Raw genomic sequence first — 16,138 nt, 5'->3', positions numbered from 1 at the left:
GTTTTAATGCAAAGCTTTGCGGAAAGCTTTGCGTTCTAAAAAAAATGTTTTAGAACATTATTATAAAGTTTTAAATTCGTTTAAAACATCGTTTTTTCACCGTAAGCAGTCAAAAATGGGGAATCGACATACATCACTAAAGGATCTTGCAAAAGAATTGAACGTTTCTATTTCCACCGTTTCCAGGGCTTTGAAAGATCATCCGGATATTAGCCGGGAGATGAAAGAGAAAGTTAAGCGACTGGCAATGGAAAAAAATTACAGTCCAAATCCTTTGGCAATGGGCTTACTAAAACAGGAAACACGCATGATTGGTGTTATAGTCCCTGACCTGGTAACCCACTTTTATGCATCGATAATTTCAGGAATTGAAAGTTATGCGAACGAAAAGGGCTATTTTATATTAATCTCAAGTTCAAACGAGTCATACTTAAAGGAAGAAGAATCGATCAAAAATTTATTAAAAGCCCGGGTGGAAGGATTGATAATTTGTATGAGCAGCGAGACGACCGACATTTCTCATTTTGAAACATTGTTGAAGCAGAATATCCCACTGGTATTTTTTGACCGCGTTTGTCTTCCAAATCAGGTTTCATCGGTAACCGTTAACAATAAAGAGGCGGCAGAAAAGATAACACGGCATTTTTACCAGCAGGGCTATCGACGAATCGCCTTTATTTCGGGTCCGTCGCATCTGAATATTTCCAAAGAAAGAATGGATGGTTATTTGTCAGGTATGGAAGATTCAGGACTACCGATAACAAGAGAACTGATTGAAAAATGTGATTTAAGCTATGACTCAGCCAGCAGTGCAATGAAACGTTTACTGGACTTGGAGAATCCTCCAGATGCGGTTTTTGGAATTAATGATACCGTTGCCTTTGCCGCAATGAAAAAAATAAGGGAACGAGGATATCGAATTCCGGACGACATCGGACTAGTTGGTTTTACCGATGATTTTCATGCCACCGTAGTAGAGCCACCGCTCACTTCCATTACGCATCCAACTTTTGAAACGGGGCGTAAGGCAGCTGAATTATTTTTTGAAAGAATTCAAACATCCACCTCTCCACGAACTGTAATCTTAAAAACAAATCTGGTGGAAAGGGAATCGTCGGTAAAAATTAAGTAGACGGTTACCTTCTGAATTTCTAAAATCAGAGCTCTACAAAAAAAGGAGCTACAATCCATTGATAACTCCATTTTTGCAGATACAACACTTAAAATAAATTCTTTATAAAAACAAGAGATATCAACTTCAGGACAAAATTTTCTTTTTTGTTACTCACTTCTGCAGTAATATTCTTTTCATATGCTGAGAAAAAACCGGCCCATGTAAACGATAGTAACCAAGGGTTATCGTCACTTCCGATGGGGAAATTGATGATGAATGTTCCATGGCTAGATTTCTTTTGTATGCCAATGATTTTAGCGTAGAGGGAATTATAACATCAAGTTCGCAGTATCATGCGCATGGTCATAAATGGGCAGGCGACGACTGACTTTTCCCCTAAATGGATACCTACACAAAGTTTATCGCCACCTGGTAAAGCACTATATAAGTTACCCGACTACCTGAAATCAGTTTCCTTCCCAAGAAATGTTGAAGCAGAAGGAGAAATGGATTCAATCACTCCCGGTTCACAACACATTGTTAAAGTCCTGCTCGACGAATCGGATAATCAACCCATTTGGATTCAGGCGTGGGGAGGCACCAACACCATTGCCCGGGCATTAAAAACAATAGAAAAAGAGCATCCTGAAAAAATGAGTTATGTGGCCAATAAAATTCGTTTCTTTTTTATTTGGGAACAGGATTCTACTTATCAGTCAAACATCAGGCCACATTGGGAAAAGTACAATATTCTTACCATCATTAATGACCAGTTTTTGGCTATTGCCTACGAATGGAATAAAATACTTCCTAAAGACAAACAAGCTTATTTCAACGGGGAATGGATGAGATCACACATTCCTGAACGTCATGGTCCGCTATGTTCCCTTTATAAGGCTCATATAAAAGGAAGTCAGGGCCTTGCGGGAGATATATCTTTTTCTGACAATGGTTTTAGGTCAGAGGGAGATTCCCCGGCTTTTTTGCACAACATTAATACCGGGTTACGAAACATGGAATCACCCGATTTTGCCGGATGGGGTGGCCGTTACGTAAACGTGCGCGGCAACACATGGCTCGATCCTGTGCCAGCAACAGGTTATGAATACCCGGACGAAAGGTGGTATTCAACAACTGCCTGGGGAAGGAAATGCATGCGTGAAACTTACCCGGAGGATCAGGATATGATGAAGACATATTTCAGACCCATTGCCCGATGGCTGATGCTTTCCAAAATGATTTTGCTGTACGTGCAGACTGGTGTGTAAAATTTTTCGCAGATGCCAATCATCCTCCGGCCAACAATTTAAACCTTGCAGCAAAACCCGGCAGCAATATTAAATTAAGCGCCAAAGAAACTACAGATCCTGATGGTGACCAGCTTATCTATCAATGGTGGTATTATAAAGACGCCAGCGATTTTAAAGGGAAAATTGAAATTAAAAATCCAGATAGCAGAGATGCCGTGCTAATCATACCCAATAGCATAAATAACGACACCAAACTGCATATTGTCTGTGAGGTTAGAGATAACGGATCACCACAATTAATCCGGTATAAACGTGTTGCTATTAATGTAAAACAATAAAATATTTTAGGGATTCTATTTTCAGCATTTCCTGCAACAAATTACGTGGCCCAACTACTTACTTTTCCAATTGTCGAAAAAGTTGGAAAACACTCTGCACGGCCAAAGCGGAATGGTTTATAAAATAAAACACCTGAATAATTGCTGTTCGGGAAGCCTTACCACCACAGCACAACCATCTTCCCCGCAACAGGTAGCAATCAACATTTCAAGAACAATTGTTTTCAAGAGCTTACCAAGCATTAAATTTCAATATATTACAAGCATAAATCACACGACCAACAAAGGTAAAAACTTAAAGTGGGAGTTCATACAAAGATCGAAATTGAGCCTAAAAATGCATGCTTAGGTACCATATAACGGAATCAAAGACAAAAATATTTTGTACAAATTTGTGCAAACAAAAAAGAGTCACAAGAAACAAATCTTACAACTCTCTAATTATATGGGTGAACCCAACCGGAAAAATGTCGAACTTTTTGGTTGAAGATTATGAGGCTGTTTTGAAGTTTATGAATACTGAAATAAAGAAGCAAAAAATCAAATTATAATACATAAATGATAAACTTACCTAATTCTTAAAATTTCTATTCAATTTTACTTGCAGATAATTGGCATAAGGATTATTCTCCCAACGATTGACTGCTACATCAAATAGTTCTTGCGCTTTTCTGATATCAGTATTCATTAATGACTCTATTGCAGAGAACCAAATACTGGGATTTTCCGGAAATTCCTTTCTCGCGAGATCAAAAACGACTAAAAGTTCATCTTCCATTTTCATTCTGCCAAGTAAATAAAGCCACTCAACAAAATCTCTCTCTTTTAAACTGTGAGGAGTATTGATTTCTAACATTACCTGACTAAAATTCCTTGAGATATGATTAATCCCCCTCTCGTTCACAATTTCCATCAGTTTATATTGTGGATACATTTCCGGTATCTCGCAAACTCCGGTCTTATACAAGTCAAATAAACCGTTTAACAAATCTACAGTACTGGTCTTGGTATTTGCCACTGCGATTAAAATAAGATCATCTTCTTTGGAAATTCTAATACTTGAAGAAAATCCTCTTCCTCCTCCATTATGCCCTATCAATTCCTTTCCCTGAGAATTATAAATAAACCAACCCAAAGCCATTTGACTGTTATTGTTTACTTCTCTCCTTGCTTCCCACATACCCCCAAGTGTTTCAGAAGTTAACATTGTGTTTTTTAGTAGTGCTGAAAGGAAACTGTACATATCCAGTACATTTGATTGCATTCCACCATCACTAAATCCAGGCGTTTCTGAGTCAATATCGTTTAAAAAACAGTCTTTTGTAATTGGAATATATGGAATAGCTTCGCCTGGAGCTATAAAAGTTGCAGGATGATGAATATATGATTTTTTGATGTTTGTTTTTGCAAAAATGAACTTTTGCAATGTTTCCTGATAATTATGTCCTGTCGCTTTCTCAATAATTCTACCCAAAATAATATAGCCCGAATTGGAATATTCAAACCGACCGTTATGAATTGGATTGTTTCGAATTTGCTCAGAGACAAGGTTCATAACAGAATCCAAGGAATGCATTGTTACAATTCGTTCATCATAATGTTTATGCATCATGTAATTTCCAGTTCCTGCAGAATGTGTGATTACATCAAAAATCGTTAATGAGTCTGGCAAGTTGTATTCAGGTAGCCACTTGCTAATAGCGTCATCCAATGATAATACGTTATTTTCAACAAGTTGCATAATCAGGGTTGCTGTAAAGACTTTACCTATTGAAGCAATATTGAAATTGGTCGAAACTTCATTTGGAATTTGTTTTTCCCAATCTGCAAAACCAATTGTCTTTGTGTATAAAATCTCATTTGATGTTCCTATCAAAACTACCCCACTAAAGAACCTTTCTTCTACAAATTCCTTTAAAAGTATGTCAATCTTATCTATATTAATATTTTGGGGAAAGGAGTTTTGTACTAATAGAAAAAGAATGATATTCGTGAATATTGTTTTCATATAATTCCAATGCGTCAACCAAACTAATTCACAACAATTTTCAGCGCTTTTTCTGAATAACCTTTTCTGACTGAAACAATATAAATTCCTTCTTTTACAGGAGCCGGAATATTAATTTTAGTATTATATGCCCGGGTGTAAAAAAGTTTTTTCCCGCTTATTTCGTAAACAGAGATTTCTGGGGCGTCGTTGTACTTGTCCATTTCCAGGGTGAAACTTTCCCCTTTTCGAATAGGATTTGGATAAATATTGAAGTTTGGGTTTACTTCAATCGGTTTTGGAGTACTGGTAACAATACTGGTATCTGTTTTGTAAATTCGTTCGTCCATGTACTGAATCATAAATATCCGCCCGTTTGAAGTTTCCACAAAATGTTGTTCATTTCGCGCATTCATAGTATCTGTACCTAAACCGTAATCGAGAATTTCCCATGATTTCCCGTTGTGTGAGAAGCAGGTTCCTCCCTGATGTATTGCACCGTTAAGCGAGCTGTACCAATCGCCATTTTGTGACTGGTGAATTGAATTGATCGGGGTATCTTCCCACCAGTTGTTTGATTCTCTAAACTTCATTACGTTCCACGATGAATTAGATTTAATTTCATCGATACTTTTATAAAGATTTAAAGACAAAAAGGCATTATAAGAAATACCCTTGAAACTTATATAAACACTGTCATTGGGAAGCACTGAAAGATTGTAAGGAATTCCAACTTTTACCGGATTGGCGAGGGAATCACTGGTAATGGAAATCTTCTCCCACGAAATTCCATTGTTTTCTGAAAAATAAAACCCTCCGTACCAGGATTCATAAAAATCGGATACAGCTAAATACAAGCGGTTGTTTCTATCGATGGCAATTTTACGGCATCCCAGATAAGCACCTAATCCATTGTTTCTCTGTTCCCATGTTCGACCTTTATCTCCTGAATAAAAAACTCCGTCTCCTTCATCTTCTATCCCGGTAATTGCGAATAGTTCACCATTGATATTTTCAACAAACTGAGTGACGGGAAAAGTACTGTTAATCGCAACAGAATCCCAGTTCGATCCGTTATCTTCAGAATAATAAATCTTCCCTTTTCCTCCGGCAAGTATTAACCCGGCCTGCGCCGAAAATACAGTGGAAATAGGTTTGGCATTGAGTACCGTTTCCAGACTATAACATTCATCAGTACTTCTTAAAACCGAATTCATAGTACTAACTAAAATAACAGAGTCATTTGAAATTGTGATGCCGGTTTTTGGGCCACCCCAAAATTCATTGGTTGTTAACCAGAATTGTTGTGCCGAAACCATAACGTTTGGAAACAGCAACAGAACTAAAATAATTTGTTTAATTGTTTTCATAGCTATAAAAATTTGTTGTTGTTTTATTTAAATTATTTGTTGTTCAAGTAAAAGTCGAGTACTTTCATTGAAAGAAAAGGGCGGAGTTCAAGTTGATTTGTAAGCACAATGACCGTTATTTTTTTCTCCGGAAGTCGGACAATATCTGCCAACGCCGGACCTCCGCTGTGGCCGGTGGCTTTTTCTCCATTATGTTTATCGACAATCCAACCCACTCCAAACGGTGAATCTTCACCACTTTGCAGTTTAGCAGGCGTCCACATCATTTCTGAGAATTCTGGTTTCAGGAGCGTATTTTTATCGAGTGCAACCACCCACTTTGCCAGGTCGGATATGGATGAAAATAATCCACCGGAAGGATAAGTCCAGGAAGGAAACATCATCGAAAATATTCGTTGTCTGCTTTGTTCGTTATCCCATTTATATACGGTTGCCGCGTAAGGTATTACATCATAGGTTCGGTAAATAAAATCCTGTTCCATGTTATTAAAAACCGTGTGTCCCATATCCAGCTTTTCAAAAAAATTCTGGAGAAAAGCCTGAAACCCGAGTCCCGATATTTTTTCAATCAATTTCATAACTGCGGCATAATCACCTCCGGCGTAAACCGTTTTTGTTCCGGGTTCAAAATCCAACGGACGGGAGGCAGCGGTATCTAAAGCGCTTTGCAACGAAGGAAATTCAATTTGCAACGCCAGCAGATCAGCAATTCCCGATTGATGAGCAACCAAATCAATTACCTTCATATTATTCCAGGTCTCGGGTAACTCTGGCAGGTAATGTCTTACTTTTTCATATAAATTAAGTTTACCTTCCTGAACAAGCGTCATTATTGCTGTTGCTGAGATTAATTTGGTAACCGAAGCCAGTGGAAAAGCAGTGGTGTCGGTATTTGGAATGGAATACTCCAGATTCGCATTACCATATGTCTTTTTTATTTTTATTTCGCCATTCTGAATTATGGCAACTGATAAAGCCGGAATATGATATTCCGACATTTGAGTTTGTAGAAACTCTTCGATGACTGAGTGTTGCTGAGCAGCTAAGTTACCAATCAGGCACATTAATACTATTGTGAATGACATTTTCATTTTCATGAGGATTGAATTAAATCTTGGGAAATTGGCTTAGGATTAACGTTTAATCCTGTTTCCTAATTCCTGAACTTTGTTTTTTATTTTACTAAGACTCAAAAGCTCAAATCATATTACATGTTGTGTTTCTGTGTAATCCAGGATTCAGCCTGCGAAATGGTTTCACAAAGGATAGTTGCGACCTTATTGTTGCTTCTTTTTTTTAGTTCTACCGATGAAAGTTTGGAAAAAATATCGGGTGAAATAATGCTGATGTTGTAGCGCATTCCGTATTCATAATTTAACGGGAAAAAATAATTTGCAATCCAGTCAACCAATCCAGCCCATGCACCTTCAATTTCCTTGGTATCGTGCACATGGTACTTACATTTGTTTTTTACACCCTCCCGTTTTTGCCACTCGTACATACGCATCGAAGCTGCTTTTACTTCTTCTTCAGAGCATGGCCCTATCCATTTCATCAAAAGATAGTTCTTCTGAGGTTCGTAAGTGAGTTTTGCATACAACTCGCCGGAAGCTTTTCTTATAAGGTCAACAACTATCATGCTGTGTGAAAATTTGTAGAATAAGTTACTTAATTTTCCATTATCTCCGGTAACACAAATTGCACATTATGCCCCGGCGCAAATTCAAAGACTTTTGTTACGTCCAGTTTTGAAATATCAGGAACTTTTGTCAGGTCGGGAAGTTCGGTAGTTTCATCCACATATTTACCAATTACCCTGAAATAATCCAGCAATTTCCCCGGGCTTAACAGAACAATCATTTTTCCGGGAGTTTTCCCAATATTTTTAAACGTGTGTAACGCATTCGACGGCACATGCACAACACTTCCTTCCAGTGCTTTAAACGGATTCTGGATGTCGTTTAATATAAATTCGAATTCACCCTTCACAATATAAAAAATCTCTTCATCAGGATGCATATGAGGTGGTGGGCCACCGAGCGGTGGTACATTTTCTTCAAAAACGGCATACTCGTTTCCGGTTTCGGTATTGCTAACCAGAACTTTTATCACATCTGTCAGAACAATCAGTTCCTCCTTTTTCCCATTTGTTTTCATTTTTTCTGAATTTTAATAATTAATGTTTTGTCAATTCATGAATCTTATAAAAACAAAGTAACAGAGGTTTGCTGAGAATGCTCTTGATTCAAATCAAGAACGTCACACTAAAAAGCGGGTCCGGTAACGACTTAATGTTTCCGGCGTGATATTCAGATAACTGGCTACATAATGTAGTGGTACACGTTTAAAAATTTTTGGATGTTCTTCCAGCAGGTTTTTAAAGCGTTTTTCAGGTGAAAATTTCAAAAGTGCCTCTTCACGTTTCTCGGCTCTTAGAAATTGTTCCTGAAGAATAAAATCAGCCAATCGTTTTAGTGACGGGTACTTTTGTATCAACAGGAATAAATCTGATTTTTCAAATAAAATTATTTCGCAGTCTTCAATGGCGGCAATACTAACTATCGAAGGCATTTCGGTTAAAAAACTGGCAAATGAACCCACAACCGAGTTCTCAAAAAAGAAATCATTACAAACTTCTTTTTCCGGCGAATCGTAATACAACCGCATACTTCCTTTTTCTATCAATCCTATCGATTTGCAAACATCGCCTTCGCGCAGGAAGATCTCATTTTTTGCCAGATGTTTAATCCGGGCTGCATTCCGGATTGCATTCTGTTCCTCAGAGTTTGTATTAAAAGTGCGCTGAATGTTAAAGAAAATTCGGTTCATTGATCTCTAATATTCTGGAGTTGTTGAAAATTTTGAAATTAAATTTGACAATATAACAACCGTTTGACCATTTTGCTTAATCCAGTTTTAATATTTGGTTTGTTTCCAGGTACGGCAATGGAATTAAATCAGAATTTTACGCTTACCTATCTTCTATAATGAGTGATATTATTTCACAAACAGAAATGAATGTTTGTATCCATTTTCTGTTACAATTTGCGGATTTTCAGGATCAGTAATCCAGCGCCCGTCAACAATAAATTGGTAGCTAACATTTCCCGGTTCACACTCCACGTTTCCGGTCCAATAGCCATCCTGCTTTTTTAAAGGAATATTTTTTGCCGCCCACGAATTAAACGAACCTGCAATAAATACCTCTTTGGCATTTTCAAATCCTTTTAATTTAAATTCAATTTGTCTGAATTGCGGTTTGCCGGCTTCAACTTCTTTTAAGGTTTTGTTTAAAGCGATGCGTTGATTTTCGTCAATTGTCGTCTGGTAAAGCCAAGATAAAGCATCAACATGAGCCGTATACAACGCCATGTTCGATTTTACTTCAATATCCGGTTGAACACCAATGTGTTCCCAGTTTGTGTTTGTGCCCGGGTTTATTGACCTCATATAGGGAACCGATGCCGAGTAGGAGCGATTTAATCTCACATAATCAGTCGGATTTGCTCCACCCTTTGTTTTTTCACCAATAATTTCAGCACGGTTTAAATGTTTTAAGTCGTAAGCCAGTTCCTCGCCACCGGAGAATGTTCTTCCGCTGGTTAAAATATAAATCGGTTTTTCAAGATACTTTTCTCCCGGAACCCAGGCATAAGTCCAGAATTGTTTTGTTGAATTGGTTTCGCGGGTATAAAAATCAAATAAATGTACCGGCTCATCAAAGAAGTAGCTGCACAAAAACGGGATTGTATTTTCATCGAGACTGCCCCGGCACGAGCGTAGGTCAAGAATTAACACGTCTGTATTTTCAATAAAATGAATAGCTGATCGTATTGAATCAGCGACCAAATTAAGCGGCCCGAACATCGGAATTTCAAGATATCCAATATTTCCGTCAAGTATCTTTTTTGATTTAATTCCATAGTTATTCTCAACCATTAACGATCTTATCCATTCATCTTCAGTGAAATTTTCATTCTCTGATTTTTCTGCCTGCTTTGGTGATTGTTCATCAAACTGAACTTTGAGATGAAGATCTTTCGATACAAATTGAAGATCGGTAGTCAATTGAAATGCAAATTCTTCTCTAGTTGAAATAGTATCATATTTACCGGATTCTGCAAATGTGTTAACATAGCGAACCATGCTGTCGGCAACCTCAGGGAAAATATATCTTTTTTCAAGAACCTCCAGAATTTTCTGAATGGTTTCCTCTTTCTCTGATGTTGAGATCTGGCTACTGCAAATGAAAGGCAAAGCTATCGCAAAAATGCCAATTAGTTTTTTCATCTTTTTCTGTTATAAGTAAGGAACCGATTCTTACGGAACCGGTTCCCTGTTATTTAATTGTTTTCGAAGATTCTGATTAAAGTAATTTCCAATCCGATAAAATTACAGTCAATCAAAACCGATGTTTATTGTTTCCGAATAATAAGATGCTTTTCCGCTGCAATTGGTTACATGCAAAACCACATTAAATTCGCCATAATCTTTAAACCGGTGGGCAGGATTCTTATTATCAGAAGTTTCACCATCACCAAAAATCCATAAATAGGTTGATTTTTCAGTTGTGTTTTCTGAAATGTTCTGAAACTGAACACAGTTGTTGGATGAGTTCTCACACCTGAACCTCGAATATTCAAATGCGGCAATTGGAGTTCCAATATTATCACAATCGGGATTGCAGTCTTCCTCTTTGCACGACATTGTAGGCAGCATTAGTGTTACTAGAATGAATTGGACTATACTCTTCATTTTGGTTGCTTTTTAACTAAATAACCTTAACCGGTTTTTTATTTAAAATGCGTGTGGCAGATTTCCGGGCATTTTCCATTAATTCCTGTAAATGAGGGTAAATAAGTGTGCCGTGCCTTTTTACTATTTTCCCACCTACCATTACTGTATCAACATGATTTTCTTTGGCATAAAGAACCACCGAAGACACCGGATTTACAGATGGTGCAATTGAAATGTTACGTGTGTCAATAAGAATGATGTCAGCCTGTTTACCCACTTCAAGTGAACCTGTCCTGTCGGCGAGGCCGATGGTTTGAGCACCACCTAAGGTAGCCATTTTCAGGATGTCGGAATCGGTAATGGTCAGTTTCTCCGGCATCTCGCCTTTCTGATACAGAATTTCATTCTGAATGGCCCGTTCTGCCTGAAGTGCAACCTTCATTTGGTCGAACATATTACCTGAAGTGGCAGTTACCACATCAACACCAAGTCCGCAGGTTATCCGGTTTTTTATGGCTTTTCCTGTTGCGGGCAGCCCCAATCCCATCTGAAGTTCAACTTCAGGAGTGACCGAAATGGAGCAGTTGTGGTTGGCAAGTATTTTAAAATCATTTTCGCTGATGGTATTTGCATGTGCAAAATTCAGGTCGGGTTCGAGTAATCCTGCTTCAAAAAGTTTCTGAACTCCGTTATACCTGGGCCCAAAAGCGCCTCCACCAATATGCATTGAAACTTGTAAACCCAGTTCGCGACCTAAAAGAATGTCGTGACTGGTAACTTCCATGGTTGAATATTCTGGTCCGCGAATGGCCAGTGCCATGGTTACGAGTTCTTCATCAGATGGCAATAGTTTTTTACGGACGGTTTTTGCTTCAAGCGGATGTTTTAATTTACTTTCGTAAAACCATTCCCAAACAGAAGTGCCTGGGGTGCCATAACCAAATTTTGCCCGAATCCCTGAATCGCGAAGCGCCTGAATGGCTGCTTCAGCATGTTCCATTGAGTTCATAATGTGAGACCAGTCAAAAATGGTAGTGATTCCGGAATTAATAGCTTCAAGTGCCCCAAGAAGATTTCCGGTGTAAACATCTTTCGGCTCAAAATCAGGTGCAATCCCACCAAGAACTCCATTTAAATATTCCATCAAAGTCCAGTTTCCGGCAAGGCCTTTAAAAGCTGTTTCCCATAAATGACGGTGTGTATCAACAAATCCTGGCATGACAATCATTCCTGAAGCATCAATAATTTCATCATCCACCGGATGATTGATTTCATTTTCAATCTTTACGATTTTGCCGTTTTTTACAAGTATGTCTGCTACTTTCGGAACAAAGACACCATTTTGCAGTGTTAAAACTGTCCCATGTTGGATTAAAATTGTTTTCATGTTTCTGTTGTTTAAAATTGTTGAAACAAAGAAACATGCGAAATAGTAAAGCAGGATTGATTCAAATCAAGAAGAGATATACTAAATAAGAAGAAAATTGTTTTGATTTTAGTTTGTATAAGATAGGAATTAACAGATTTTCTTTATTTAATTTAATTCATCTTAAAAGAATCAAAAAGTTCGAACATTGTAAAGTTTTTGATTTCAGTTTCTTATGTTATTATGGCTGATTGGGTTCTAAAAAGTTCGAACATAAAAAAACCTCTCATAGAGAGGCTTATGCTGCATGTAGATTTAAAAGTGAACCTGACCGGAAAAATGTCGAACTTTTTAGTAGAAGATTATGAGGCTGTGTTGAAGTTTATGAAGACAGAGAAGAATAAAAAGAAGATACTTAAACGATAGCTTTTTTTGTACTGGTAATAGAAGCAATTCACGTACCTCAAGTTCATTTTTAATTTTGGTGTTTTATTTTCATATATAATTACATAGTAAAAGATTGAATTATGCTTCGGATATGTTTTGAAGGTTAAATCCCTTGAATAATAACCAAATTCCCAATAGAAGTTCAATCAACGCAGTAGGAGCGTTTAAAATCAAATATTCTGTAGTTATTACGTCTACTACCTGAAATAAAAGTAGAATACTTGCCATTATTGATAATACAGTGCCTGTAAATCCCCCGACAGATATCCATTGAGGTATCAGCTTTGATTTGAAGAATAGGTAATAAAGGATGACATTGCTTGTTCCCAACACTAAAACCATAAAAACATGATTAAAGTAATCCCGTGTGTATTTGAGCATGTTACCGGTGATTTCAAGTGTCTCTGCATTATAACCGGATGCACTTACGTGACCCTGGCTTAAAAGTAGTATTGACAAAAGCAACACAGTTCCAACCACCATCAATGTGGTTGCAATTATTCTAAAACTCAGAAAACCAATAGCTAAGTCTTTGTTTACGGCTATTAAAGCGGGATAAAACAATAGGGCTATTCCTATATAAATTAGTGCAAGTACAAATTGAAAGATTGCAGCAAAAATAACCTTATTTGCTTCTGCTGCTGCCTGGGTAAGGTATTCGAAAGAATCTACATCAGAAGATACACTGAGTAATCCTGTAATCATTCCAAGAATTATTAGTCCTCCTGCGATTCTCGCATTCTTTTTTGTTTCTATAGTTTTCATTTTACGATCTTTTATGTTATTCACTGTCATTATTTCTGACTGTTCTGTTTCAGAATTTATCTACTTTTGAAGACATCATTATTTTAAAACAAAACTACTTACTTGCTTTGGGATAAAATTGGATAAAATGGACATTTGGGGACATTTACAATAACGAAGAAATGACCACTTCAGAGAAAAAACAGAAAACAATTCAGTTATTGATTATTCTTTTAGCAGCGTGCTAACCTTACCTTGTTGAGTCAGTATCAGTTGTTGCTTTTCGGGAATAAATTTAATTTTTATACCTGCGGGCTCATATTTAAACTCACCTGTAGCTGTAGCTTGCAAGTTCATTTTAGAATCGCCGGTTGCCTCAACGTATAACTGCTTACCCAATTTGGTGACTGTAAGTTTTACCGGGAATTCAGGGCTTGAATAGATGCCTACATATTGGTTTAGTTCTTTCGCTTTTGGTTCATAGACCCTAAAGTCTGGAATATCATAGTACTTATTTAAAAGACTGTTAACGAGACTTACTGCAATTAAATTCATACTGTAATTGTTTCCGTTGGAAATGATTGCAAAAGCACAGCTTTCTTCCGGAAAGTATCTCAATACAGATGTAAAGCCATCAATCTCACCATTATGACCATAACTGACCTTGTCATAATACTGAATTTCTAAAAGCCCCATTCCAAATTTGTCTTGAATGGTTTTCATTTTCTCAACACTTTCTGCTGATAGTATTTTATTGCTGAATAAAGCCTGGGCAAAGCGAATTAAGTCTGTAGGTGTAGAAACGATTCCTCCGGCACCTGTAACAATTGACGAATCTGTTTCATCTGTTTTTTTCCATTTCTTTTCAAATCGATACGAATAACATTCGTTATTCTCTGCATTTATTTTGCCACCTAAAAAAGTGTTGGTTAGTTTTAAAGGCCTGGTAATTTCATCTTCTAATATCTCGGCATATGATTTTTTGTAAAGTTTTTCCAGGATATACGATAGCAAAACATAGTTTGAATTACTATAGGAGGCTTCCTCATCGGGTGTAAAATCACTTCCTCCTTTAGATATAATTTCAATCATTTCTTTTTGAGTCTTTGACCTGGTGTGATAACTTAAAAATTCTTCTTTGTTATCTGTGAAACTATGAATACCACTCCTGTGACTGAGCAGGTTCGAAATTGTGATTTTATCTGAATTTTCTATCTCAGGGAAATAAGAATCAATCGTTTTATCAAATGTAATTTTTCCTTCCTCTGTTGCTTTGAATATAAGTGCTGCTGTAAATACTTTTGAAACAGAACCAATTCGGTATTTGGTATTTTCATCAGGTTTTTGTTTTGAATCGATATCGGAATATCCAACCTGCTTTGTATGTACTATATCGCCATCCTTAAGAATAGCTATGCTCCCCATTAATTTATTATTGGCTTCCAATGTATTAAAGTAGGTGCCCAGCTTTTTGATATCTATATTTTGGGCAACACCCCAAAGTGATATTAACTTCAGAAGTAAAGTTAACAAAAGTACAACTGTTGTTTTATGATTTATTGATGTCATAATTTGGATTATATTACAGGGTATTCCTTTTCTATTAATATTTCCTTTCAAAAGATCTTCCATTGAATACATAAACACCACATGGATTTGCACCACCAAACCACAATTCTCCTTGTTTGCTTTTATATATGGTCCATATATGTTCACTTTCGAGTCCGTCCTCTTTAGTGAAATTTGTTAGGGACTTACCGTCATATCTCCAAACACCAGATTCCACCGTGCCAAACCAAATATTTTCCAAAGTATCCTCTCCAATGGCAAAAATTCTTTCAAGAGAATTGCCGTTAGTGTCCTCCTTTTTCAGTTTTTGTTGCCTTGTGAAATGGATTGCTTTTGCTCCATTATATTTAAAAACGCCAATTCCATTATTTCCAATCCAAAGATTTCCTTTGCTGTCTTCCATTATACTTCGGATATGCAAAAAACCTGTTTCGTCGTTTAGTCCAAGATAGTCATTGTCAATTATTACGAAATCTGAACCATTATATCCAATAGCGGCGCCATATGTTCCAAACCAAAGATTTCCATTTTTGCTTTTGATGTATGGCGTTGTAACAGAGTAGTAATTTTGCTCTCCTTCTTTTGGCTTAACAGGAAATGTTCGATATGAAAACGTTTGTCCGTTATATTGATACACTCCCGGATATCCTTCAAGCTCATTGTAGCCAACAGTTTCATCTCCCTTAAACCAAAGGTCACTGTCATTTAATTTCCACTCATCTTTTAAGCTATAATTTCTTTCTTTGTGAGGATTTATTGTTAATCCATTATAACTACTTATCCCTTTTCCACCTTCAAACCAAATTATGCCATTTTCATCTTCATAGATGTTCCTAACCTGATTGTCGCTTAACCCATTTTCTACTGTGAAATATTTGAACTCTCCTTTATGAAACAAACCAACTCCCTCCTGATCACTACCAAACCAAATATTGCCATTGCTATCCTCTAAAATTGAACGAACCCCAGTTGTAAATTTTAATCGCATAGCATTAATCTCAGCTCTATTATTCATGAATCGAACATTATTTCCGGCTTGTACAGCAGGAGTTTCTTCTTTTGTTTGTCTTTTATTAGAGCAAGAATATGTTAATACAACAAAAAATAAAGAGATAAGTGTTAATTGATATTTTTTGTTTTGCTTTATTGTCATTATTATCTGACTGTTTTCTACATTGGTAATAGTAAATTTTCATTGAAACTCTCTTTGAACAGG

General features: G+C 36.9%; 16 protein-coding genes. 4 read left to right on the top strand and 12 right to left on the bottom strand.

The genetic code is table 11. The annotated features are described in order from the left end of the window. Positions 1 to 115 precede the first annotated feature (115 nt). The 4 genes from GM418_RS23540 (at position 116) to GM418_RS23525 (ending at position 2,702) form a co-directional block, all read left to right on the top strand. Entirely contained in the window at positions 116 to 1,132 is a 1,017-nt protein-coding gene (locus GM418_RS23540; RefSeq protein ID WP_158869650.1) for a LacI family DNA-binding transcriptional regulator, read from the top strand. 265 nt (positions 1,133 to 1,397) lie between these two features. Continuing rightward, positions 1,398 to 1,502, top strand: a complete 105-nt coding sequence (locus tag GM418_RS31935) for a hypothetical protein (RefSeq protein WP_281350190.1) — start codon at positions 1,398 to 1,400, stop codon at positions 1,500 to 1,502. Continuing rightward, a complete protein-coding gene (locus tag GM418_RS23530; RefSeq protein ID WP_158869649.1) occupies positions 1,468 to 2,382 on the top strand; it encodes a DUF1593 domain-containing protein in 915 nt (304 codons plus the stop codon). Before GM418_RS31935 ends, GM418_RS23530 begins: the two co-directional genes overlap by 35 nt. Continuing rightward, complete coding sequence (locus GM418_RS23525; RefSeq protein ID WP_158869648.1) at positions 2,331 to 2,702, top strand: hypothetical protein; 372 nt, start codon at positions 2,331 to 2,333, stop codon at positions 2,700 to 2,702. Before GM418_RS23530 ends, GM418_RS23525 begins: the two co-directional genes overlap by 52 nt. Positions 2,703 to 3,273: 571 nt before the next feature. Here the strand turns inward: GM418_RS23525 and GM418_RS23520 are convergent. From GM418_RS23520 to GM418_RS23465, 12 genes are all read right to left on the bottom strand, one after another. Further along, a complete protein-coding gene (locus GM418_RS23520; protein WP_158869647.1) occupies positions 3,274 to 4,710 on the bottom strand; it encodes a serine hydrolase domain-containing protein in 1,437 nt (478 codons plus the stop codon). A 23-nt stretch (positions 4,711 to 4,733) separates the two neighbouring features. Then, complete coding sequence (locus GM418_RS23515) at positions 4,734 to 6,059, bottom strand: T9SS type A sorting domain-containing protein (protein ID WP_158869646.1); 1,326 nt, start codon at positions 6,057 to 6,059, stop codon at positions 4,734 to 4,736. A gap of 32 nt (positions 6,060 to 6,091) precedes the next feature. Continuing rightward, a complete protein-coding gene (locus tag GM418_RS23510) occupies positions 6,092 to 7,150 on the bottom strand; it encodes a serine hydrolase domain-containing protein (RefSeq protein WP_158869645.1) in 1,059 nt (352 codons plus the stop codon). 116 nt (positions 7,151 to 7,266) lie between these two features. Next, a complete protein-coding gene (locus tag GM418_RS23505; RefSeq protein WP_158869644.1) occupies positions 7,267 to 7,698 on the bottom strand; it encodes a hypothetical protein in 432 nt (143 codons plus the stop codon). Between the two features lie 29 nt (positions 7,699 to 7,727). Further along, positions 7,728 to 8,216: a cupin domain-containing protein gene (locus GM418_RS23500; RefSeq protein ID WP_158869643.1), complete on the bottom strand. Its 489-nt coding sequence runs from the start codon at positions 8,214 to 8,216 to the stop codon at positions 7,728 to 7,730. A gap of 102 nt (positions 8,217 to 8,318) precedes the next feature. Next, positions 8,319 to 8,888: a Crp/Fnr family transcriptional regulator gene (locus GM418_RS23495; protein WP_158869642.1), complete on the bottom strand. Its 570-nt coding sequence runs from the start codon at positions 8,886 to 8,888 to the stop codon at positions 8,319 to 8,321. Between the two features lie 168 nt (positions 8,889 to 9,056). After that, positions 9,057 to 10,349: a S41 family peptidase gene (locus GM418_RS23490; protein WP_158869641.1), complete on the bottom strand. Its 1,293-nt coding sequence runs from the start codon at positions 10,347 to 10,349 to the stop codon at positions 9,057 to 9,059. Positions 10,350 to 10,457: 108 nt separating this feature from the next. Next, a complete protein-coding gene (locus tag GM418_RS23485) occupies positions 10,458 to 10,814 on the bottom strand; it encodes a PKD domain-containing protein (protein ID WP_158869640.1) in 357 nt (118 codons plus the stop codon). Between the two features lie 16 nt (positions 10,815 to 10,830). Then, on the bottom strand, positions 10,831 to 12,183 hold the full coding sequence (locus GM418_RS23480; RefSeq protein ID WP_158869639.1) for an amidohydrolase family protein: 1,353 nt from the start codon (positions 12,181 to 12,183) through the stop codon (positions 10,831 to 10,833). 504 nt (positions 12,184 to 12,687) lie between these two features. Continuing rightward, a complete protein-coding gene (locus GM418_RS23475; protein WP_217447579.1) occupies positions 12,688 to 13,374 on the bottom strand; it encodes a DUF4386 domain-containing protein in 687 nt (228 codons plus the stop codon). Positions 13,375 to 13,578: 204 nt separating this feature from the next. Beyond that, positions 13,579 to 14,922 (bottom strand): serine hydrolase domain-containing protein, encoded by a 1,344-nt coding sequence (locus GM418_RS23470; protein ID WP_158869638.1) that lies wholly within the window; start codon positions 14,920 to 14,922, stop codon positions 13,579 to 13,581. Positions 14,923 to 14,956: 34 nt separating this feature from the next. Further along, positions 14,957 to 16,075, bottom strand: coding sequence for a ligand-binding sensor domain-containing protein (locus GM418_RS23465; protein WP_158869637.1), 1,119 nt, complete (start codon positions 16,073 to 16,075; stop codon positions 14,957 to 14,959). Positions 16,076 to 16,138 lie beyond the last annotated feature (63 nt).

Source organism: Maribellus comscasis (assembly GCF_009762775.1).
GTDB lineage: Bacteria > Bacteroidota > Bacteroidia > Bacteroidales > Prolixibacteraceae > Draconibacterium > Draconibacterium comscasis.
This window is presented reverse-complemented; position numbering and strand designations above follow the sequence as displayed.